The sequence below is a fragment of the Pseudoalteromonas sp. BSi20495 genome (assembly GCF_000241185.1).
Lineage (GTDB): Bacteria > Pseudomonadota > Gammaproteobacteria > Enterobacterales > Alteromonadaceae > Pseudoalteromonas > Pseudoalteromonas fuliginea.
The window spans coordinates 17,950-39,560 of record NZ_BADY01000082.1 but is presented as its reverse complement, the minus strand read 5'-3'; the positions used below and the strand labels follow the sequence as shown (position 1 = coordinate 39,560).

17 protein-coding genes and 1 pseudogene are annotated in these 21,611 nt (G+C 37.4%); 14 read left to right on the top strand and 4 right to left on the bottom strand.

From position 1 onward, the window contains the following. Window positions 1-436: 436 nt before the first annotated feature. The 6 genes from P20495_RS08770 (at window position 437) to P20495_RS08795 (ending at window position 8,477) form a co-directional block, all read left to right on the top strand. A complete protein-coding gene (locus tag P20495_RS08770) occupies window positions 437-2,728 on the top strand; it encodes a beta-galactosidase (protein WP_008136696.1) in 2,292 nt (763 codons plus the stop codon). Beyond that, window positions 2,715-3,713: an SMP-30/gluconolactonase/LRE family protein gene (locus P20495_RS08775; RefSeq protein ID WP_008136694.1), complete on the top strand. Its 999-nt coding sequence runs from the start codon at window positions 2,715-2,717 to the stop codon at window positions 3,711-3,713. The genes P20495_RS08770 and P20495_RS08775 overlap by 14 nt, the downstream gene beginning before the upstream one ends. A 290-nt stretch (window positions 3,714-4,003) precedes the next feature. After that, entirely contained in the window at window positions 4,004-5,113 is a 1,110-nt protein-coding gene (locus P20495_RS08780; RefSeq protein ID WP_007378064.1) for a mandelate racemase/muconate lactonizing enzyme family protein, read from the top strand. 528 nt (window positions 5,114-5,641) lie between these two features. Continuing rightward, window positions 5,642-6,814 carry a cytochrome P450 gene (locus P20495_RS08785; RefSeq protein WP_008136691.1) on the top strand — a complete coding sequence of 391 codons (1,173 nt, stop codon included), beginning with the start codon at window positions 5,642-5,644 and terminating at the stop codon, window positions 6,812-6,814. A 60-nt stretch (window positions 6,815-6,874) separates the two neighbouring features. Continuing rightward, a complete protein-coding gene (locus tag P20495_RS08790) occupies window positions 6,875-7,183 on the top strand; it encodes a 2Fe-2S iron-sulfur cluster-binding protein (RefSeq protein ID WP_007378067.1) in 309 nt (102 codons plus the stop codon). Window positions 7,184-7,199: 16 nt separating this feature from the next. Beyond that, a complete protein-coding gene (locus P20495_RS08795; RefSeq protein ID WP_008136688.1) occupies window positions 7,200-8,477 on the top strand; it encodes an NAD(P)/FAD-dependent oxidoreductase in 1,278 nt (425 codons plus the stop codon). On the opposite strand, the gene P20495_RS08800 is transcribed toward P20495_RS08795, so the two are convergent. Further along, the gene (locus tag P20495_RS08800) at window positions 8,463-9,317 is read right to left on the bottom strand and encodes a helix-turn-helix domain-containing protein (protein WP_242401484.1); all 855 of its coding nucleotides are present in this window, start codon (window positions 9,315-9,317) and stop codon (window positions 8,463-8,465) included. The two genes, P20495_RS08795 and P20495_RS08800, sit on opposite strands and share 15 nt — an antisense overlap. A gap of 36 nt (window positions 9,318-9,353) precedes the next feature. Between P20495_RS08800 and P20495_RS20635 the strand changes: the two are divergent. The 3 genes and pseudogenes from P20495_RS20635 (at window position 9,354) to P20495_RS08810 (ending at window position 13,211) form a co-directional block, all read left to right on the top strand. Next, window positions 9,354-10,462: pseudogene (locus P20495_RS20635) on the top strand (Zn-dependent alcohol dehydrogenase). Window positions 10,463-10,473: 11 nt separating this feature from the next. Continuing rightward, the gene (locus tag P20495_RS08805; protein ID WP_008136679.1) at window positions 10,474-11,292 is read left to right on the top strand and encodes an alpha/beta hydrolase family protein; all 819 of its coding nucleotides are present in this window, start codon (window positions 10,474-10,476) and stop codon (window positions 11,290-11,292) included. A gap of 11 nt (window positions 11,293-11,303) precedes the next feature. Continuing rightward, complete coding sequence (locus tag P20495_RS08810; RefSeq protein WP_008136677.1) at window positions 11,304-13,211, top strand: hypothetical protein; 1,908 nt, start codon at window positions 11,304-11,306, stop codon at window positions 13,209-13,211. 738 nt (window positions 13,212-13,949) lie between these two features. On the opposite strand, the gene P20495_RS08820 is transcribed toward P20495_RS08810, so the two are convergent. Then, a complete protein-coding gene (locus P20495_RS08820; RefSeq protein WP_007378074.1) occupies window positions 13,950-14,336 on the bottom strand; it encodes a YkgJ family cysteine cluster protein in 387 nt (128 codons plus the stop codon). Window positions 14,337-14,617: 281 nt separating this feature from the next. On the opposite strand from P20495_RS08820, the gene P20495_RS08825 reads away from it, so the two are divergent. The 4 genes from P20495_RS08825 to P20495_RS22535 all read left to right on the top strand — a co-directional run bounded on the left by P20495_RS08825 (window position 14,618) and on the right by P20495_RS22535 (window position 18,108). Continuing rightward, window positions 14,618-14,797 (top strand): hypothetical protein, encoded by a 180-nt coding sequence (locus tag P20495_RS08825; protein WP_007378075.1) that lies wholly within the window; start codon window positions 14,618-14,620, stop codon window positions 14,795-14,797. A 199-nt stretch (window positions 14,798-14,996) separates the two neighbouring features. Continuing rightward, complete coding sequence (locus tag P20495_RS08830) at window positions 14,997-15,425, top strand: hypothetical protein (RefSeq protein WP_007378076.1); 429 nt, start codon at window positions 14,997-14,999, stop codon at window positions 15,423-15,425. Window positions 15,426-16,064: 639 nt separating this feature from the next. Further along, on the top strand, window positions 16,065-17,243 hold the full coding sequence (locus tag P20495_RS22540; protein WP_008136670.1) for a hypothetical protein: 1,179 nt from the start codon (window positions 16,065-16,067) through the stop codon (window positions 17,241-17,243). Between the two features lie 133 nt (window positions 17,244-17,376). Further along, the gene (locus P20495_RS22535; RefSeq protein ID WP_242401483.1) at window positions 17,377-18,108 is read left to right on the top strand and encodes a hypothetical protein; all 732 of its coding nucleotides are present in this window, start codon (window positions 17,377-17,379) and stop codon (window positions 18,106-18,108) included. A gap of 235 nt (window positions 18,109-18,343) precedes the next feature. Here P20495_RS22535 and P20495_RS08835 read toward each other — a convergent pair whose 3' ends face one another. Then, on the bottom strand, window positions 18,344-19,447 hold the full coding sequence (locus tag P20495_RS08835; RefSeq protein WP_008136666.1) for a hypothetical protein: 1,104 nt from the start codon (window positions 19,445-19,447) through the stop codon (window positions 18,344-18,346). Window positions 19,448-19,524: 77 nt separating this feature from the next. Next, on the bottom strand, window positions 19,525-20,298 hold the full coding sequence (locus P20495_RS08840) for a phytanoyl-CoA dioxygenase family protein (protein ID WP_007378079.1): 774 nt from the start codon (window positions 20,296-20,298) through the stop codon (window positions 19,525-19,527). A gap of 233 nt (window positions 20,299-20,531) precedes the next feature. On the opposite strand from P20495_RS08840, the gene P20495_RS08845 reads away from it, so the two are divergent. Then, a complete protein-coding gene (locus P20495_RS08845; protein WP_008136664.1) occupies window positions 20,532-21,299 on the top strand; it encodes an IclR family transcriptional regulator in 768 nt (255 codons plus the stop codon). Window positions 21,300-21,611 lie beyond the last annotated feature (312 nt).

Here is a 21,611-nt window from a genome sequence, read left to right as displayed (position 1 = left end):
TATAATATAACACCGAGAAATGAACGAATCAACAATGTTATACCATAACTTTTATTTTTGCGTTAAATAGGCTAAAAACACCGATAAACAGTTTTATGAACAATCAAGTATCTATAAATGTAGTCAGTACATTTTATTAATTCGCCTAAAATTATTTATATTTAAATCATATAAACTAATTCATTTCAACAATAAAAAATAAATAAGATATTGTTTATTAAGCACTTACAAAGTGATTTTCGAACTTTTTATAATCAGATTGTATCTTTAGATTTGCCGTTATTGTTAACAGTTAATTGTTTTGGTTTCAGTGTTGTGTAATTATCCTGCCTAGTTTTAAATGCTTTTAGCTTTGCTACTTTAAAGCTCGCTATTAAACCAACACAATAATAGGCTCAACATGAATCACATACCTAAAGACGTAAGATTGACACTAATGCTTTGCTGTTTAGTAGGACTTGCAGGGTGTAATAATGGAAAAATATCAGAAAAAAAACCGAACAATACAGTCGTTGATTTTAAGAAACAGCTTGTTATTTTTGATTTCGAAAAAAACAATTACAGCGATAATATAAATACCATTAATGCTTCTACTAAACTTGTTGAGCAAAGTGGCAATCATAAATTACAAGTAAATCTATACTCTAAATCACACACCGAAAGCGATTTTGAGTTCGTTAATCCACAAGGTTGGGATTGGCAAGCTATTGGTAACTTTGCCCTTGCGATTGATATTCAAAATCCTAATAGCGCATCCACCCATATTTATGTGAAAACTACCGATAAGTCAGGCAAGTCACAAACACGCAGTGTCGTTGTACCCGGGCACTCAGAAAACACTTATTACATCGAGCTTAAAGGCGCTAACCTTAATATAAACTCAGGCATTCGCTCAAATCCACCCAGTTGGCATAGCGGTTATACACCTATTATTTATAGGGGTGGGCAAAAAAATATAGATGTAAGCAGCATTGTAAAGGTGTCGCTTGGTGTAAAGGGCTTACTTGAAGATAAACGTTTTTTAATTGATAACTTACGCTTGATAAAACCAACTAATTTTGATGTAAATTACCTCAAAGGGTTGGTGGATGAATTTGGACAGAATGCAAAGTTAAACTTTATTAACAAGGTTACGTCAACTGAGCAGCTATTAGTTATCTCACAAAAGGAACAAGCTCAGCTGCAAGCACAACCACTGCAAGGGCGCTCTAAGTTTAGCGGCTGGAAAAATGGCCCGCAATTAAAGGCTACAGGGTATTTTAGAACCGAAAAATACAAAGGTAAATGGAGTTTAGTTGACCCAGAAGGTTATCTGTATTTTTCGACCGGTATCGATAACGTCCGCATGGCAAACACCTCAACGATTACTGGCTACGATTTTGATCAAAGTTATATTAAACAACGCGAAGCTGGCGACTTAACACCCGAAGACTCACTTGGATTAAACCCAGCGCCTGTAGCTGCTTGGCCAACACGTTATCAAAGCTCAAAGCTCAGAGCTGAGATGTTTAACTGGCTACCAAAACAGGACGATCCCCTTGCCGATAATTATGGCTACAGACGCGAAGTACACAGTGGAGCAGTTAAAAAAGGCGAAACGTTTAGCTTTTATCGCGCGAACTTAGAGCGAAAGTATCAGACACATAACAACAATGAATTAATGAAACAATGGCAAAAAACAACCGTTAATCGTATGTTGTCGTGGGGTTTTACATCGTTTGGTAACTGGATAGAAGAGCAGTATTACCATACTAAAAAATTACCTTATTTTGCTAATGCATGGATCATTGGTAACTTTAAAACAGTAAGCAGCGGTAACGATTATTGGAGCCCACTACCAGATCCATTCGATCCTTTATTTGTTGATCGCGCCGATGTAACACTTGCAAAAGTAGCTCAGCAAGTCAAAAACAGTCCATGGTGTGTTGGAGTGTTTATTGATAACGAAAAAAGCTGGGGCATGATGAATTCAGATACCACACGTTACGGCATTGCCATTAATACACTTAAAAATAATGCCAAAAATAGTCCAACTAAAGCTGAATTTGTACTTTTAATGAAAAATAAATACAGCAAAATAAGTAAATTAAATAAAGCATGGAATACAACACTCTCATCGTGGGATGAGTTTGCAGAGGGAGTGACTTTAACGCAGTTTAACGATCACGTTAATACCGATTTATCAGCGATGTTGTTCCATCATGCTAATCAGTATTTTGCAGTGGTGGATGAAGCAATTACCAAACACTTACCAAATCAGTTAAATATGGGAGCGCGTTTTGCCGATTGGGGAATGACTCCTGAAATTAGAGCCGCCAGTGCAGCTCACGTCGATGTAATGAGTTACAATTATTATCGAGAAGGCTTAAACCAAGAGTTTTGGGAGTTTTTGTCGGATATAGATATGCCAAGTATTATTGGCGAGTTTCATAATGGAGCTCTTGATTCGGGTCTGCTAAACCCTGGACTAATACATACTCAATCGCAGCAAGAGCGCGGATCAAAATACCAAAATTATATGAATAGCGTAATTGATAACCCTTATTTTGTCGGCGCACATTGGTTTCAATATATAGACTCACCTTTAACAGGGCGTGCATACGATGGCGAAAACTACAATGTGGGTTTCGTAAATGTGGCTGATATTCCTTACGAACCACTCGTTAATGCAGCTAAAAATGTGAATAAATCTTTATATGAGCGCAGGTACCGCAATGATAAAAATTAAACACATTATTAACGTTCTAACTGCTTTGTATTTAAGTGCTTTTGGTTTAACGGGGATAGCATTAGCCGAACCAACCGAAAAACCATTGTATGAGCAGGGGCCGTATCAAATATTTAATGAACAAGCGCTTGAGGTACTCAACTTAAAGATGCCATTGCAAATACTTGCCTCTGGGTATGAATGGCTAGAGGGACCCGTGTGGGTAAATCAAGGGGGGTATTTGTTATATTCTGATATACCTAATCATCAAGTATATAAATACACGCCAGGTAAAGGTGTTAGCCTATATCTAGCGCAAAGCGGCTACTCAAATGGCTTATTGGTTAATGCACAAAACGAGCTTGTTCTTTTGCAATCTCGCTCTCGTGTGGTATCTAAAATGAAAGCGCCTTTAAGCGCCCCAAAATCTGATTACTTACCTATAGTAAGTCACTTTAATGGTCAAAAGTTTAATAGTCCAAATGATGGTGCATTTAATAACAAAGGCACACTTTATTTTAGTGATCCACCTTATGGACTTCCTAAGCAGCTAAATGACGAAAATAAAGAGTTAAGTTTTCAAGGTGTGTATTCGGTTAAAGATACAGGAGAAATAACGTTATTAGACGACGAATTAATTTATCCTAATGGTGTTGCGTTGTCGAATGATAACAAAATTTTGTATGTAGCTGCATCGAATAAAAATAAACCCGCTTGGTACCAGTATTATTTAAATAGCAATGGAGGTGTTATTAGCAAATCACTGTTTTATCAGCTGCCACCAATTGCAAAGCACGGCAAAGGATTACCTGATGGTTTAAAAGTACATAAAAGCGGGATTATCTTTGCTACAGGACCCAATGGTTTATGGCTATTTAATAAAAAGGCTGAACTATTAGCTAAAATTACCACGCCAAATATGAGTGCTAATTTGGCATTTAATACTCAACAGAACCGTGTTTATATAACCGCGAATACACAGTTATTAGCGCTTGATTTAAAGTGAAAATAAATCATAAGCCTTTGAATTGTAGTGTTAATTGTTAGTGTTTGTTGGGTTGTTTATATGGGGCAACAAGGTGATACTTTTATATCTGTTAAACAGATCCGGCTCAAGTAAATATACCTTCAGTAAACTGCAAATTTATTTTTGACATTTTGCAGTTTAAAACAATTACCTTTAAAAAGTCTCACAAGTTAATTTCATTTTATTAATGACATGACCTTTACAATAATTCAATCGCGTTGTAAATTGTTGACAATGAACAGTGTTATGTGAACTAATTCGGTGGTTTAATGAAAGTATCATCACAAACAATAAAAAGTGTAAAAGTAGAGTATTACCAAATTCCGCTAGCTGAAGTATTAAGTGATGCTAAACATGGCGATCACACTCACTTTGAAATTATTGCATTACATATAATGACCCATGACGGCTTTGAAGGTATGGGTTACACCTATACTGGTGGAAAAGGTGGACGTGCAATTTATTCACTCCTTAATGACGAAATTAAACCGGGGTTAATTAACCAAGATTCAACGTCAATTATGGCAATCTGGGATAAGTTACAGTGGGATCTACATTATGTAGGCCGTGGTGGTTTACTTAGTTTTGCTATTTCAGCAGTTGATATAGCGTTGTGGGATATTAAATGTAAACGTTTAAATGCACCCTTATGGCAAGTTGCTGGGGGCAGTAGTGATAACACAAAATGTTATGCAGGTGGAATAGATTTAAACTTTAGTGAGCAAAAACTACTTGATAATATTGGTGGTTATTTAAATCGTGGTTTTAACGCCGTAAAAATTAAAGTGGGTAAACCAGATTTTAAAGAAGACATAGAACGTGTAGCTGCAGTACGCAATTTAATTGGTAATGACAAAATACTCATGGTCGATGCTAATTACTCGATGAGTGTGGAGCAAGCAATTCGCTTTGCAAAATCGATTGAAAAATATGATATTACATGGTTTGAAGAGCCCACCATACCAGATGACTACAAAGGTTTTGCTCGCATAGCACAAGCAACCTCAATACCGCTTGCCATGGGCGAAAATTTACACACACTGCATGAGTTTGGCTATGCAATTGACCAAGCTAAATTGGGCTTTTTACAACCAGATGCATCAAATATTGGTGGTATAACAGGGTGGTTACATGTAGCCAGTATGGCATATACCCATAACTTACCTATTTGCAGTCATGGTATGCATGAACTGCATGTATCACTACTGGCATCTCAGCCACATGCTGGTTTTTTAGAGGTTCATTCTTTTCCTATTGATGAATACACAACGCGTCCTTTAAAACTTGAAAACGGCAAAGCGTGCGCGCCAGATATAATAGGTACAGGTGTCGAGTTTGACCCACAACTCGTTAAACCACATTTAGTTAAGCACTCCTAGTAAAAAATAAACGAGTCGTTGTGCGGCCACAAGAGCAGTGAAGTGATTATTTAACAAGGAGTGATGAATAATCCATCATAAATTAAATCTTATGTGTATTGCTCTTGTGGGCGCCTTTATAAAAATAGTTACATTACTTAAAGTGCAAGCTGTTGATATTAAATCCACTATAATAGGAGTATTTAACGTTAAAAAATTGTTTTCTAAAGAGGCAATATTTTATATTTAATTATTCAGAGATTTATCTGAATTGGCATTTACCACAACCCAAATTGCAAAGTAAGTGGTAAAGCTTTAGATTGCTATAAAGTAATGCACTCTTTGCTGAATAAGCAATACAAATTAAATTAGTTAGTAACTCTCACATCCCCACTAAAAGCCAACATGAACTGTTGGCTTTTTTATGCTTTTAAATTGTATTAAAAAGCATGAAACTACCATTTTTAAGCAAAATGCGTGTATTTCCATCATAAAGTTGCCCTTAATATGTTGTATCTAAATTCATTTATTACAGTGTTAGGTTTTATTATGACGTCAAAAATAATAGGTGTGAGCGATTTCCCTGATGCATTTTTAACAAAACGCACAGCAAGTGGCATGGGACAAATGGACGATCAAAACGATCCCGTCAATATGATATTAGGTCTAAAAGATGTACGTAAAGCGGCGCATAATTGTGCTGTTTTTCAATCAGGAGCTAAACCAGGGCGTATTGTAATTCCATCAGAAGTCGCAATACGTGAAACACGTCAAATCCCATTTGAAGTAGACCCACCTGAGCACGGCGGTTTTCGTGAACTATTAAATCCATGGTTTAAGCGTCCATTAGATGAGGGTTACCAAGCGCGCTTACAAGCTATTATTGATGAAACAATAGACAATGCCTTCAAAGCCGAGTCGTTAGATGTGGTGTCACAATTTGCACTCCCGCTGCAATCTAAAGCGTTAACGCTGTTACTTAATACCTCAATGGATAAAGCACAAACATGGATAGATTGGGGTACGCACGTATTTAGAAGTGAAGATAGTGACCTTGATAGCGATAAAGCCAATATTCTATACGATTACATTGATGAGCAAATAGAAAACGCCATTGCAATCCCGGGTGATGATTTATATTCAGTGCTTTTAAATTCAGAGGCGAACGGTAAAAAGCTGAGTAAAGAAGAAGTAAAAGGTGTGATGATCCTCACCTTTGCAGGGGGGCGCGACACCGTTATAAACGCGATCACAAACTCTATTGCCTACTTTAGCGAAAACATCAGTGATTTAAAGCGTATTGATGATGAGCCTGAAATATTAAACAGGGCCGTAGAAGAACTCATTCGCTATTTTTCGCCGCTTACGCAAATGGGCCGCGTCGCTACGCAAGACACAAGCGTATGTGAGCACGCTATAAAAGCCGACACACGAGTTTCGTTATGTTGGGCGTCGGCTAATCGCGATGAAAAGGTATTCAAAGATCCCAACAATGTCGACTTCGACCGAAAAGTTAATCCGCATATTAGTTTTGGTTTTAGCCATCACAATTGTTTGGGCGCAACGCATGCTCGCCAAATTCTGCGTCAACTAGTGTTATCACTTGCTAATAAAGTTGCTCAAATAGAGACAATAAAAGCAGATGAAAATATTGAAAAACTAGGTGAGTTTTCAAGAAAGGTAGGCTTTAACAGTCTGCACGTTAGCTTTAAATCAAAATAAAAACACCGTACAAAATAGTTAAATAAATACAGTAACAAGTAAAAGTAGAGGATTAATACGATGGCGAAAGTAATATTTATAACCAAAACAAACGATGCAGTTGAAGTTGAGGGCGACAGTGGCTCGCTAATGGAACTAGCATCAGCAAATGGTGTTACTGGTATTGATGGTGATTGTGGCGGTGTATGTTCGTGTGCAACGTGTCATATTTACTTAACACCGGATGACTTTAAAAAAGTAGGTACACCCGATGAGATAGAAAGCGACATGCTAGAGCTGGACGATAACGTAACGCAATACAGCCGTTTATGTTGCCAAATTGAGGTGTCTGACAATATTGATGGCATGACCTTCAGAGTAGCCAATTAAAAGCGGGTACAGCATTATGCAAAACACACATACAGAACCAAATCTACTTGAGCAAAGTGTGGTGGTTATTGGCGCAAGCCATGGCGGGGTTAACTTTGCTTTTACGCTTCGCCAGCAAGGTTGGCTGGGTAAAATTACGTTACTCGACAGCGATCCAGAGCTGCCATATCATCGGCCACCTTTGTCTAAAAAAACGTTGCAATCGGATGATGTAAAATCGACTCCATTAAAAGTAGAAAAAGCTTATACAGATAGCAATATAGATTTGTGCTTGGGCCAGCGTGTTACTGCAATTAATAAACAAAGTAAAACAATTACGCTGAAATGTGGAAAGCAAATAGCCTTTCATAAATTAGTGATAGCGACGGGATGTTCGCCCTTTATTCCGCCTATTAAAGGGCTTATTGATACCGTTGACGATAAAGGGAATGCACAATATTTTGCGATGCGAACACACGCAGATGCAGTGGCAATAAAAACAGCACTCAATAAAAGTAATGATAAACAGGTAGTCATTATTGGTGGCGGCTACATTGGCCTTGAGTCGGCGTCATCGTTTATAGCGTTAGGTGCAAAAGTAACGGTAATTGAAAAGCAACAAAGCATACTCTCGCGTGTTACATCAGCTGTTATGTCTGACTTTTTAACTCAATTGCACATAAGCAAAGGGGTAGATTTGCAAACAGCAAAAGATGTTGTACAAATAAAGCACACAGCTAATAAACATTATGTTGTATGCAGTGATGGCACTCAATATCCCGCCGATTTTATTTTAGTGGGCGTTGGGGTAAGGCTTAATACCGAGCTTGCAGTGACTGCAGAGTTAGCGCTCGAACAAGGTATCAAAGTAAATGATGTATGCCAAACTTCACACCCTGATATTTTTTCTATCGGCGACTGTGCCTCACATTTTAATAAAATTTATCAGAGATGGATAAGACTTGAATCGGTTCAAAATGCCGTAGAACAAGCCAAAACAGCTGCACAGTTTTTAGCAAAAAATAGTGAACCGGTTCCTGCTTTACCTTGGTTTTGGTCAGATCAATACGAGTACAAACTACAGATAGTGGGTTTATCACAAGGATATAACGAAATTGTCGTACGCGAAGAGTCACCGGATCAATTTTCGCTTTGGTATTTTATTAACGACACATTGTTGTGTGTAGAAGCGGTTAATCATGCTAAAGCCTACGTACTTGGTACACAGGCTATAAAGCAAAATATAAAGGTTAATAAGCGGATATTAAGTGATTTAGCAACACCGCTTGCAAAGCAACACCTACTTGAGACGTAGCTGCTGGCGATACTGGTGAGGGGTAACTTTAAAATGGTGCTTAAACTGCTTAATAAAATACGACGGGCTGGAGAAACTCAAGTCGTAAGAAATATCAGTTACCGAGGCATCACTTTGCCCAAGTAGTCGTGCGGCATTATATAGCTTGTGCTGAATAAGGTAGTCGGAGTACGGCACTCTAAAATGCTTTTTAAATACTCGTGAAAAATACGAAGGTGATAAATAACAAAGTGCTGCGGCTTGCTCTAGCGAAAGATTGAGGTCATTTTTTGTTTTTAGCTCATTAACAACGGGTGTTAACTTTTTAAAGCTAGCTGAACCACTCAACGGTTTTTGCTGGTTAGATAAACTACTTTTACCGTATTCGCACACCATGGTTATTAAACTATTAAACAGTTGTTTGCAGGTTTTACTTTTTGGGTTTTCGTTAAACTCGCTCAACATCCATGCGAGTAGTTTATGGATTCTTTTTTGTAGTTCAACGCTAAATGTTAGATGTAAACCGGTTTTCAATAGATCTAAAAACTCTTGTAGGGCTGGGTCGTTAAGGCGCTCAGGCATAAACTGCACAATATACCAAGATTTAGGACGTGGGTTTAAAGCAAAATCATGCGTTTCCATTGCAGGCGTAAAAACGGCCTCAAAATCAGACAGAGTTGATTCACCCTGATGGTAAAAATACGTGCCATCAATTTGTTCAAAAAACATAAATTCGTGCACCTGATGAAAGTGCATAAAACATGAATAGCTATCGTGCTGAAGATAACTTACATGATGAATTTCGAAATCGTAACCGTCTTTTATACAAAACGGTTCACAGTAAATTGTCGGTTGCTTCATAACATAATACTTATATTTAGAGACTTAGGAGTCTACATGTACAAGGCAAAAGCTGCAATTGCAGATGGAAAAGGCGGTTTTTTCTTCGATACCGTTAATGTCGGAAAACCAAGTACTGGCGAAGTAAAAATTAAAATAAAAGCCTCAGGTATTTGTCATACCGATTGGGATTCAATTAAAACGTGGAATAAAAAATTTATCATTGGTCATGAAGGCGCAGGAACCGTTGTTGAGTTGGGCGAAGGTGTAACGGAATTTACTATTGGCGATAAAGTAATACTAAATTGGGCAATTCCGTGTGGTGAGTGTTTCCAGTGCCAAGAGGGTAATTTACACATTTGTGAAGTAAATAGCCCCGTAACTGGCAATGGTTTATGCGGACACGCAGGTAAACAAGCGTGTGAGCATAATGGCAATAGCTTAGAGCGCTCATTTCATTAGGTACGATGAGCGAATACACCGTCGTAAAAGCTGCTGCAGTTATAAAAATACACAGTGACATTCCTTTTCCAAGTGCAAGTATTGTTGGTTGCGGTGTAATGACCGGTTACGGATCAGTGGTTAATGCCGCTAAAGTAAAAGCAGGTTCGTCAGTGGCCGTATTAGGCTGTGGAGGCGTAGGACTAAATGCAATACAAGGGGCTGCAATTTCAGGCGCCGCTAAAATAATAGCAATTGATTTGTCACCGGAGCGATTAACACAAGCTAAAACATTTGGTGCTACACATACTGTACTTGCTAAAAAGTATGACCCTGATTTAGTTCATATGATAAACGAAGTTAAAGCGCTAACAAATAGTCGCGGAGCCGATTATGCCTTTGAGTGTACAGCAGTGCCGGCACTTGGCTCCGCGCCATTAGCATTAATACGCAGCGCGGGCGTTGCGGTGCAAGTGAGTGGCATTGAGCAAAAAATAGATTTTGATTGCGAATTATTTGAGTGGGATAAAATTTATATAAATCCGCTCTACGGGCAGTGTAATCCTAAGCGCGACTTTGCTCAAATACTAGACCTTTATGACGCAAAAAAGCTCAAGCTCGATGAGCTAGTCACAAAAACTTACTCGTTAGATGAGTTACAAACAGGCTTTGACGACATGCTAGCAGGGCGTATCGCTAAAGGTGTCGTCGTGTTTGATGATTAAAGGAGCATAAAATGGCAATTCATCGTTTAGAGGTATCAAATAACTGTTACACCGCTGATAACTTTGTAACGCTAACCGCGTATAGCAGTCACTTAAAAGGGCGAGGTGATATAAGCATTTACCAAGAAGCAACCAGTAATAAAAATGTACCTATAATTGTATTACTGCATGGTGTGTATGGTAGCCACTGGGTGTGGAGCCAGCTAGGGGGCGTACATAAAGTGTATCAGCAGCTTCGTAGCAGTGGCCTTAACGAGTTTGTATTAGTGATGCCATCAGATGGCGCGCACGCCGAGGGCAGCGGGTATTTGCCACTTAAAAATGCAGATTATGAAGCATGGATAGTTGATGATGTGATTAGCGCTGTTATTCAAACTCAACCAATGTGCTCGAGCTCATCAAATATATATATTACGGGCCTTTCAATGGGAGGGTATGGAGCATTATGTTTAGGTGCAAAGCATCCAACTATTTTTAGCGGTATATCAGCGCATTCATCAATTACTGAGCTTGACGACTTTAATCTCTTTGTTGATGAACACACTCTAAAGCCACTAAAAAAAACCACTGATAAGTACAAAGGCGACGTGTTTAAAACATTGATCGCGAATAAAAAGACATTACCGCCACTGCGATTTGATTGCGGAAAAGACGATGTACTTTTTAGTGCTAATACTGCGCTTGCAAAAAAGCTAGTTGATGAAAATGTTCCTCATACGTTCGATATTTTTGCAGGCACCCATTGCTGGGAGTATTGGCACGAACATGTAGCTAAAACTATGATCTTTTTTGCTCAATTAGAAAGCAAAACTCACACACAATTAAAATAAGGAGATAACACATGAAAGTCATTAGCTCACTTTTAATTGCATTTGCATGTACTGCATCATGCAATTTAGTCGCGCAGCCAGAAGTATCCGTAAATTTAAACGTAAAGCGAAGTATTGACGGCCTATCAACCTTTGATAGAAGCAAATACATTGTTATGCATTCGATGCTAACAACAACCGATTGGAAGGGGGAAGAAGATAAGCTTGACTACTTACTTAACGACCTTGATGTGTACTTTGGTCGCGATAATGGTTCTATGCCGTATTACGCGACTCAAGTTGAGCAAAACTCAAATAACCTAGGGTACGCAAGCCCTGAGAGTATCGCTGCTTATGGCAAAACTGCTCGCGAAGATTATTATGGTAAAACGTTGTCGAAGCTTCATAAATACGATAATAAAGCCCACGTAATGATAGGCGGGCAAATTAATCAGTTTTGGATTGGTAATCATAAAGGCAAAGGCGAATGGAGCTTTGCTAATACCGATGCTGTGGGTCAATATATGGGAAATTTTGTAAATGAATTTTATCGAAATGACAACCAAGGACCGAACAAAGGCCCAGCACGGCCACAATACCTTGAAATACTTAATGAGCCACTTTACGAACTTGTTGATGTACATCACGGTAAGCCTATCGATACATTTATTTTTCATAACGAAGTAGCCCAAGGCATACGAAAAGTTAATACAAGTATTAAGATTGGTGGGTACACCACTGCCTTTCCATGGTTTGACGATAACAGCTTTAATCGTTGGGATGAGCGAATGAAGCTATTTTTAGATACCAGCGGTGAATACATGGATTATTTTTCGATTCATCTTTACGACTTTGGCTATTTAAACCGCGATAAAGGCGTTGCTAACTTTAAAGGAGCCCGTATAGAAGCCACTATGGACATGATGGAGCAATACGAAAAGCTTAAGCTAGGTAAGGTAAAACCTTTCATGATTTCGGAATACGGCGGGCGTGACCATAAAACAGAAGCAACGCCATGGACTGCAATAAATGACTGGCAAACTATGAAATCGTTTAGCCCTATGATGATGCAATTTATGGCTAAACCTAATCTCATAATTAAAGCCATTCCATTTAGTTTAGCAAAAGCAGAGTGGAGTGGTAATGAGGGGCGTGATTATGCTTGGCGTTTGCTACGCCACAATGACGAAAAAACAGGTGAAACAGGCGATGAATATGTATTCACCGACATTATTAAGTTTTATCAATTGTGGTCAGATGTAAATGGCACACGTGTTAATACTGACTCAAATGAAGCCGACTTATTAGTAGATAGTTACGTAAACAAGAACAAAGCATATGTAATTATCAGTAATTTAGAAACAAGTGCTAATAGCGCCTTGCTAAATTTAACAGAGCTACCAAGCAATCCGATTAATAACATTAAAATTAAGCACTTGCACTTTGCTAATGGTGAGTCAACACTTACAACAACATCACAAAATATTGGTGTAAAAAATGAGTTACCAAAAAGCATTAACATAGGTGCAGAAGCCACAGTAATTATTGAATATACGTTCAGCAACAATATAAAAATTACTGCTGAGTCTGACGAGCATAAATACTATGCAACAACCTACAAACAGCCAATTAAAGCTAATACAGCGCTTAAATTTAACATTAACGATGTAAAAACAAGTGAATATGGTAAAGGTATATTGCGTTTAAGTTTTGGCAGAGAGCATGATTTAGCTCAACAACCTATCGTTAAAGTAAATGGCACTTTAGTTACTGTACCAACCGATTATGCCGGTGATGAACAAGTATTTAGCATGCTAGAAATCGAAGTTCCAAACGAGCTATTAAAAACCAATAATACGATATTAGTTACATACCCAGATGATGGCGGATTTGTTAGTAGCGTGACGCTTCAAGCGTTTGAGTACAGTGATGATATTTAATTTAAAAAACTAACTATTTGTTATGTTATAAAAAGCAAGGTCACTAATTATTAGTGGCCTTAGTTGTCACAGAAGTCTTATTCAATTTTAAAAATAGATGGCATAATTCGTATGCATTAGTGATTGATCTTAATGTGTATTATATTTGCTTGTGCTATTGGCGGAAAAGAATACAGATGCCTTGTTATCGACATGATTATCCTAACGTATTGAGGTTCTCATTTACTGTGTTAAAAGCTCTTCAAAATCTATTGCATAGATACACAGTAATTTAAGGCTTAATGGCACAGAACAACACCTGATTAAAAGGGATTATTTATCAAATTTATTGCTGTTATATTGATAGGCCCTTTAGCCTTATTTCCTGCTTGTACCTTACTTGCTATTGTATTTGCGCTGTTTGGATCTCAGCCCTCAAAAAGCTATTTAGATACAATAGTATTTTCGGCTGCAATGGTCGGCGGAAGCTTATTTTATGTCTATCCCGCACTACTTGTTTATGGGGTACCAATATCAATTTTATTAAAAAAAATTTAATGTTTTTAATTTACCTATGGTTCTTTTAGCGAGTGCAACCCCATTTATTGTAATTATTTCAATAGGTTGGATTGAGCCTATAAGGCCCTTTTTTTTAATTTGCTTTGGCTCTATTGTAGTTGCTATAGGTTGTTGGTATACAGATTTACTCTTTTTTAAAAATAAAAACTAACCAATAACCTGTTGCAGTTTAAAAGAGAATTATCGACTATCAATCATAAGTATATCGAGTTTATGTTGAGCTCTGGTTTGATTCTTTATGTCGATAGCTTCAATCATCTCGCATTCGTCTCTGATCATTTCAGGAATGAGGCTAGGGTAGTGGCGACAGTCCTCTGGGCGGTCGAGATAAATACTGCAGGTGTACATGTTTTTAGCCAAGGGATCTTTTTTAGGCGCAATTTCTAAAAAAGGGCAAGCATCTAGTCTCAATCCTGTTTTTGGGTCAAACCAAATTTCGTCGTTTTTCACGTATTCGTAGATTTCGGGGTTAAAAAGCTCCCATAAATCAATTTCTTCTTTTGATGCGCTTAAATCGCCACCACCGTATTTAATACAGCACTTACCGCATTGATTACATTGTTTCATAATTTGCTAATTGAATTGGTTGTCAACGAGTTTAAGTTAGCTGTGAGTGTAGCACTGAATTTATTATTCGCTGTTTGCTTAATTAAAAAACCATCCCTTTAATTTGTGTGTACACAGTAGTTACGGCATTAATCTAGATGAAAAATCCCTTGTTACATTTTATATAGTGCAGACATTATTAAATGGTTTACTCTAAAGGTAGTTAAAAATGTTATGAAATCAGTTTGAGTAACTTGTGGTTGTTACAATTACTGTACAAAAATATTTGATCAGGAATTATCATGAAAGAAGCTGTTTCAAAGTTAAAAACAGAATTTAATGCAAAGTTATTGTATTGGAACAATCTTAAAAGTAACAAAGCTAAAGCGCTAATTCTCTTATTGTTTATAGCTGTTATTGCGCTTAAGGTATTTACAACCATCTTTACCTTCGATTGGCTTGCGAGTTTATTTCGCATTTAAGGTTACAAGCAATAATTTCGGTAAAATTTTAATCACAAAGTGTTTAACGCCTACCCGATGTTTATTATTAATGTATTATTACGCTATAGACCAAATTAAATAAATCAGTTGTTAAAACATGTTTTGTAATGGCTGAATGCTATATTTTGGCTAAATTGAGTGAGTAATTGAGTTTAGCTGCATTAAAAGGTAACACGTAATGATGAACACAAAAGTATACAAAGCGGTACACGACTTAGCAGAAGAGCTAATGACGGCTGCTAATAAAAATGATCGTGAAAAGTTTGAGTCTTTATTTGCTCAATTAAAAGCTATTTGTATGGAAAACGAAAATACGTCTAAAGATCACCCAGTGCAATGGGAAACCCTAGCTGATTTTACCGAAGAGCTAGAAGAAGCGATCACCACTTATGAAAAAGCGTTAGAGAAATCAATTGCAATTAATAACAAAGATCATATGTCATCGGTTGCTTTTTCAATGGCTACGTTACAGTTAGAAATAGGTCAAAAAGACGAAGCGATTAAAAACTTACAAAACGCTAAAGTCAGTGCTAATAAAATTGAAGACAAAGAGCTTAAAGCTGAAATACATGACTTACTAGAGTCACTTATTGAAGAGGAAGGTTAAGTATTTAAAAGTATAATTAGCCCCGATTAAATGTGATTTTTGTGGACTTAACTTGATATTAATAACGCGTTGGTGGTTTATACCCTCAGCGCTTTTTTATGTTTACTATAAATGACAAAAAGAAATGCTTTATTTTTGAGCCAGTTTACTCATAAAGTTTATATTTATTAATCAGCCTGTTACTTATTAAATTCTATTCAGCAAATCTATAGATTACTTTTTATGAGTGAGTCCCACTAAAATAAGTTAACCAATGTGGTCATGAGTCATCTTCCTTTTGAATGAATAACAACAAATTGTTAACACTGAAAAACGTCTGAAATAATTAGAATGTAATTAAAAGTCACACATAAAATATTTTTTATCAAATGCTTGGGTTCTGGTTTGGCTAAAAACCAAGCATGCTGCAGCAAATTCAACCTCAAAAAGTTAACACTCTCTAAATACCTAGTTGTAAATAGGGTGTTCAGCTTGTTCATTTACGGCGTTAACTTAGTCCCGTTAATTACCACTAAAGTGTGAAATTTGAACAAAACTTTAACTAACCGTTGCATTTTGTTAATTGTTAACATTATATTGATTGTGAGTTCCATGCCTTTACACAAAGGATTAATTTTTACACCAAGATAGGTAACAGTTATGAAAAAAAGATCATTGTATTGTGCGGTTTCGAGTGCGCTATTACTTTCAAGTACCTTTAATGTGCACGCTGTTAAAGTGCAGTTTAATATTGATACAAAACATGCTGTAGGACAGTTTGATAGCTTCGATCGTCGTAAATTTATTACGTTACATTCATCAAATACCGAAAGTGACTGGTTTGGAAATAACGCTCAAAGCTTAAATGCGCCTAATGCTGTTCCTGATTTAATGACGCATTTTTTAGAAGATTACGATGTGTACTTTGGTCGTGATACAGGGGGCATGAAATATCAACTAACACAATTACCAGAAGATTCAGCAAAACCAGGTTATGCAAGCGCAGCAACCGCAACAACAAATGGCGGCGGAGTAAAATGGAATTACACCAATATTACAACAGCTCAAGCTAAAACAATGCGAAAGCATGAAGGGCGTAACAGCGATTTAATTGTCGCTGCACAGCAACATCCTTATTATCCTGATGGCACTAAAATTGGTAATCAAAATTGGTCTTTCTCGCAAAGAGATACTGCGGCTGAACCACTAGGTACAGCCATGGGCGACTACATGGCGCAGTTTTTACAAAAATACTTTAAATCAGGCCCATCAGATAGCCTTGGTCAAAAGCGCCCAACGTATGTTGAGGTAATGAACGAGCCACTGTTTGAACTGCACGACTTTCCGCATACCGGTTATGATAAAGAAAGCCTCTATGACATTTTTAGATTGCATAACTCAGTTGCTGATGTGATTAATGCTAACCCTGCACTGAATGATGTGAAAGTAGGGGGCTTTACGGTGGCGTTTCCTGATTATGAAAAAGGGTCACAATTTTTCGATAACTGGAAGCAACGCGACAAGGCATTTTTAGATATTGCAGGAAATAAAATGGACTTTATTTCGATGCACTTATATGACTTTCCAAATTTCCCAGGTGGCCCTGGTGGTCAGCATCAAATACAGTACCGAAAAGGCAGCAATATGGAAGCGACCCTTGATATGGTTGAGCAATATATGGCTTATAAATGGGGAAGTATTAAGCCGTTAGTTATTTCCGAATATGGCTCTCAATTACAAGGCTCATTTGGTACTAAATGGACACCGCAACGTGACTGGTTATGTCTAAAGGCAATGAGCTCTATGCTGATGAGCTTTATGGAAAGGCCAAACTATTGATAAAGCCATTCCGTTTATTCCATTAAAAGCAGAATGGGGCCGTATAAGCGACACTATTCCCTATTACTGGCGTCTACTGCGTCAAGCTAAAGAAGGTCAAGGTGAAACCGGCGAGCAATGGGTTTACACCGAAATGGTCAAGTTTTACCAGTTATGGTCTGATATGAAAGGGACGCGAATAGATAGCTGGGCAAGCGATATGGATATTCAAGCTGACGCGTATGTTGATGGCAAAGATGTTTATTTGGTATTAAACAGCCTTGAATTTTCACCGACCAATATTGATTTAAGTGTTTTAGGCAAGGGTTCTAACAACGTAACGGGTGTAAATATTAAGCATTTATATCCTAATGCCCAAGGCAAACCAGTATTGGATAACAGCAACAGAACAACACTCCCAAGCTCTGTTGTATTAGGCTCTGAGTCAACCATGATAATTAAAGTGAGTCACCAAAAAAATGTTGTTATTAACAATATTAATCAAGAGACTAAGCATTACGCAAGTGCAGTAGTTAAAAATATTGCAGCCAACGCGACCCAGTTCTTTACTATTAACAATGTAGATAAAGGGGCTAATGGCGAGGCTACATTGCGCTTAGGTGTTGGCCGCCCTCATGGTAAGTCGTTAACGCCAGTTGTAACTGTTAATGGTAATAGAGTCGCTATTCCTACTGATTTTAGAGGATATGATCAAAAAAATGGTGGCCTTGGACGTGAGCGTTTCTTTGGTGTTATTGAAATTCCAGTGCCATATAATAACATTAAAAAAACTAACAATATTGAAGTTACATTCCCTGACAGTGGTGGTGCAGTTAGTTCACTAACATTACAAAACTTTAAAATGAGTAAACATATTACTCGCTAAAAACGTGTAATAAAGGTTTAGTAATAAACAAACTGCGGGTTTATCTATATGATAGCTTCGCAGTTTTTTTATTTGTATCGCTACTACTGCCTAACACAATACAAATAAACTAATACTAAATATGCTGGGAATGGCTTTAGGTGTATTTTTGCTGTTAAGCCTGTGAGTTTTATGCTTTACAATGAGTACAAGGTACTCATTATTAAAAATAAACACTATTCTCAGAGCGTTAAACTTAGCATGACTGTTTTATTAATTTAATTGGGTATGTTTTAGAGGAGTTCCACTGACCTACATATAAGTTGTCGTCTTGATCTACGCAAATACAATGCACGTGATTAAAAATGTCCCCGTTACTTTGCATCGGCTGTAGTTCTCCATTTATATACTGCGGTTGCGGTGCCCCTAAATTAGCTATTAGCGTGTTACTTTTATCAAATATACTAATAAAACCAGAATCGTCAGCATTTTTATTGTCAATATGCGACCAGCAAACTGGTGCATAAAATAGTTCACCTTTGAACACGGGACCGCCAATATATGCCCCATTAGCGCTAATTCTATCAAGGTACTTACCATCAAACGAAAATACTTTTAAACATTGCTCAAAACGAGAGCTTACTATTAATGTAGGATTTAAGGGATCTCGTAAGTCTACTTCAACCCCATGGGTGTTGTGTAAATTGTAATTTTTGTCTTCATTATGGTGACCGCCCCAATGGTTTATATAGCGACCTTGTTTATCATAATGCAGTAAAAAGTCGCTGCCATAACCATCGGTGACATATAAATCCCCATTGGGGGCAATGGCAATGTCAGTAGAGCGAAAAGGTTGCTCGGGTTTATAAGCACCGCACGTTTGTGGATGGCCGATACTGTATATTAGTTTGCCATCTAAGGTCATTTTGGCAATAAAGCCAGCCTGTGGAATGACATTGTTAGTAGGGCTATCCCATTGCTCTGTGCTGTGACCATCCCAGTGGCGATTAACAATCCAGCCACTATCTACAACGTATAGAAATTCTTGCTCGCCTTCTTTTACAATTTTTATAGCGTGTCCACCAGGAAAAGAGCTTCCAAAAGCGTCAAGTAATTCACCGTTTTGGCTATACACTAAAATATTATTAGTCGTGTTATCGGTGATCATAAATATTCTCCCTTGTGAGTCCATCACCATCGCATGACAATTTTCTATAGGGTATTTATTGGGGTTTAACTTTCCCCAGTGGGCGTCTATTTTGTATTTAAATTTACCTTGGCCAATTATTTTCCCGTGTGGGTCTTCGTCATTTTTAGGAGTAGCGTGAGGTATAAGGTGTTTTTGCTCTGAGGTTAACATACAGAATTTTCCATATAAAAAAACCAGCTTATGCATTGGGCTATAATGCATAAGCTGGTTTAGGCTAGAAGGTTACTTTAAGTGCGTTCTTTTGCTTTAAAATTTAAAATAGCATCATCGTTAACGCGATTTAATGGATAATAAACAGCTTCGTTTTCTTTAAATGGCTGGTTGCTAATCGCATTGTAAGCACTGATCATTGACCAACGAGGTTCGGCAGCGCGGTTTTGATTTGATTTATGCAGTAAATTACAGTGGAAAAACAGTACATCACCTGGTTCAAGTTCTACATTTATAAGTTCATGGTACTTCATTGCTTCTTCTACAAACTCTAAACAGGCGCCTTTTTGGTCACCGGTTTTACTGTGATCCAATCGTCCCAAATGATGTGAGCCTTTAAGTACTTGCAAGCAACCATTTTCTTGCGTCGCTTTATTAATGGCGACCATACAGCTAATTGATTTTGGATAAAGCATGTAATTATCACGATGCCAGTAGCCAAAATCTTGGTGCCATTCCCAGGCGCCACCTACAAATGGTTCTTTCATCATAATTTTAGTGCTGGTGTGGTACACCTCTTCGCCAATAAGTGTTTCGCATACTTCAATTAAGCGACGACCGCGAGAAAACATACTGTATAAATCGTCGCCTGTTTTTTGCCATAAACAGACTTTACTTACAGCGCCATCGGCGTCTTTTTTGTCCCATGCTCGTTCATAGAGTGTATCGTCATTAAAAGCAGTTTGTTGTAGTAGCTCAATTTCATCAGCGCTGTAGTAATTTTTGACAATAATATAACCATCACGGTGAAAATCAGCTATTTGTTGTGGTGTTAAATAAGTGTGTGACATAAATGTAGTTCCATTTTTCTATTTATTTGTTTATTGTTGACAATATTTGATCGGTTATGCATTTAGGTCAAGTTTAATTTATATAAAAATACTGCATTTATATATGAATTGATTTTTATTCGCTATGTGCTTGATTGTAAATAAGTAAATTGTTTTTTGTAGTCAAAAAAATTTTTAAATTTATATATAAAGATACAAGTTATTTTAGGTTGAAATTCAAACAAAGGACATCTATGAACGATAAGTCAAAAGCAAAATATGCAGTGCCCGCTTTAGATAAAGGTTTGGATATATTAGAGTTTTTAGCTCTAAATAACGCACCTTGTACGCAAAGTGAAATAGCATCTGGTATTTCTAGAACACCTAATGAGGTATACAGAGTGCTCGTGGGCCTTGAAAAGCGTGGCTATTTAGTTCGCTCACTGGAGTCGGGCAGATATTGTCTGTCGTTAAAGCTTTATAATTTATCACGAAGTATCTCCCCTATGGATAATGTACTGCAATCGGCATTACCGCATATGGAAGATTTGGCTGTAAATAGTGGGCAGTCTTGCCATTTAAGTATGTTGTATCAAAGCCAAGCAATGGTTGTTGTGCAAGCGCGTAGCAAAAGTCCAATGCATTTAAGTATTGCAGAAGGGGCTTTATTTACGCTGAGTAGTTCCAGTGCAGGTAAAGTACTTTTATCAAACAGTAATGACGAAGTGCGCCAGATGCTTATTGAACACGATGAAACGTATAGTGCTTATGAAAATGAATGTCATCAGTTATTGAACGAGCTCGATTTAATTAAAGTGCAAGGATACCTTGTACAAAATAACCCACTGATCGCTGGTGTACACGACTTTAGCGTATTAATAGGTAAGCCTAATGCAAAATTAATAGCCGCACTTACCATTTCGTCTTTTGATTCAGCACTTAATACTTCTTCAAATAAGCAATGTGTTATTGATGAACTTAAAAGTACAGCGCAAAAAATTACATCATTATTGGCGCGCTAAACTTAATTTTAGCGCTTAAGTATTAACTCGCGCCTAGGAGGAACCAAGGATAGCGGTTGTTTGGCATTTATGCTGCGTTGCGACACAACACAGGCTCTGCATTGCCTAAAAGTCAAACATACTGCTGCAAATTCAGCCTCGAAAGATAAATTTAAATATCCTTATGGCTCAATATGTCGATAAACCTCTTAACCAGCGCCGCGAAAAATTAACTCTTATACCGCCTTTTTAGCTCACTAAATATTTATTCCCACTCATTCTTGAGCGAAAACTAAACGTTATTTGTAAAATAAATGGTCAATTTGTTTGACT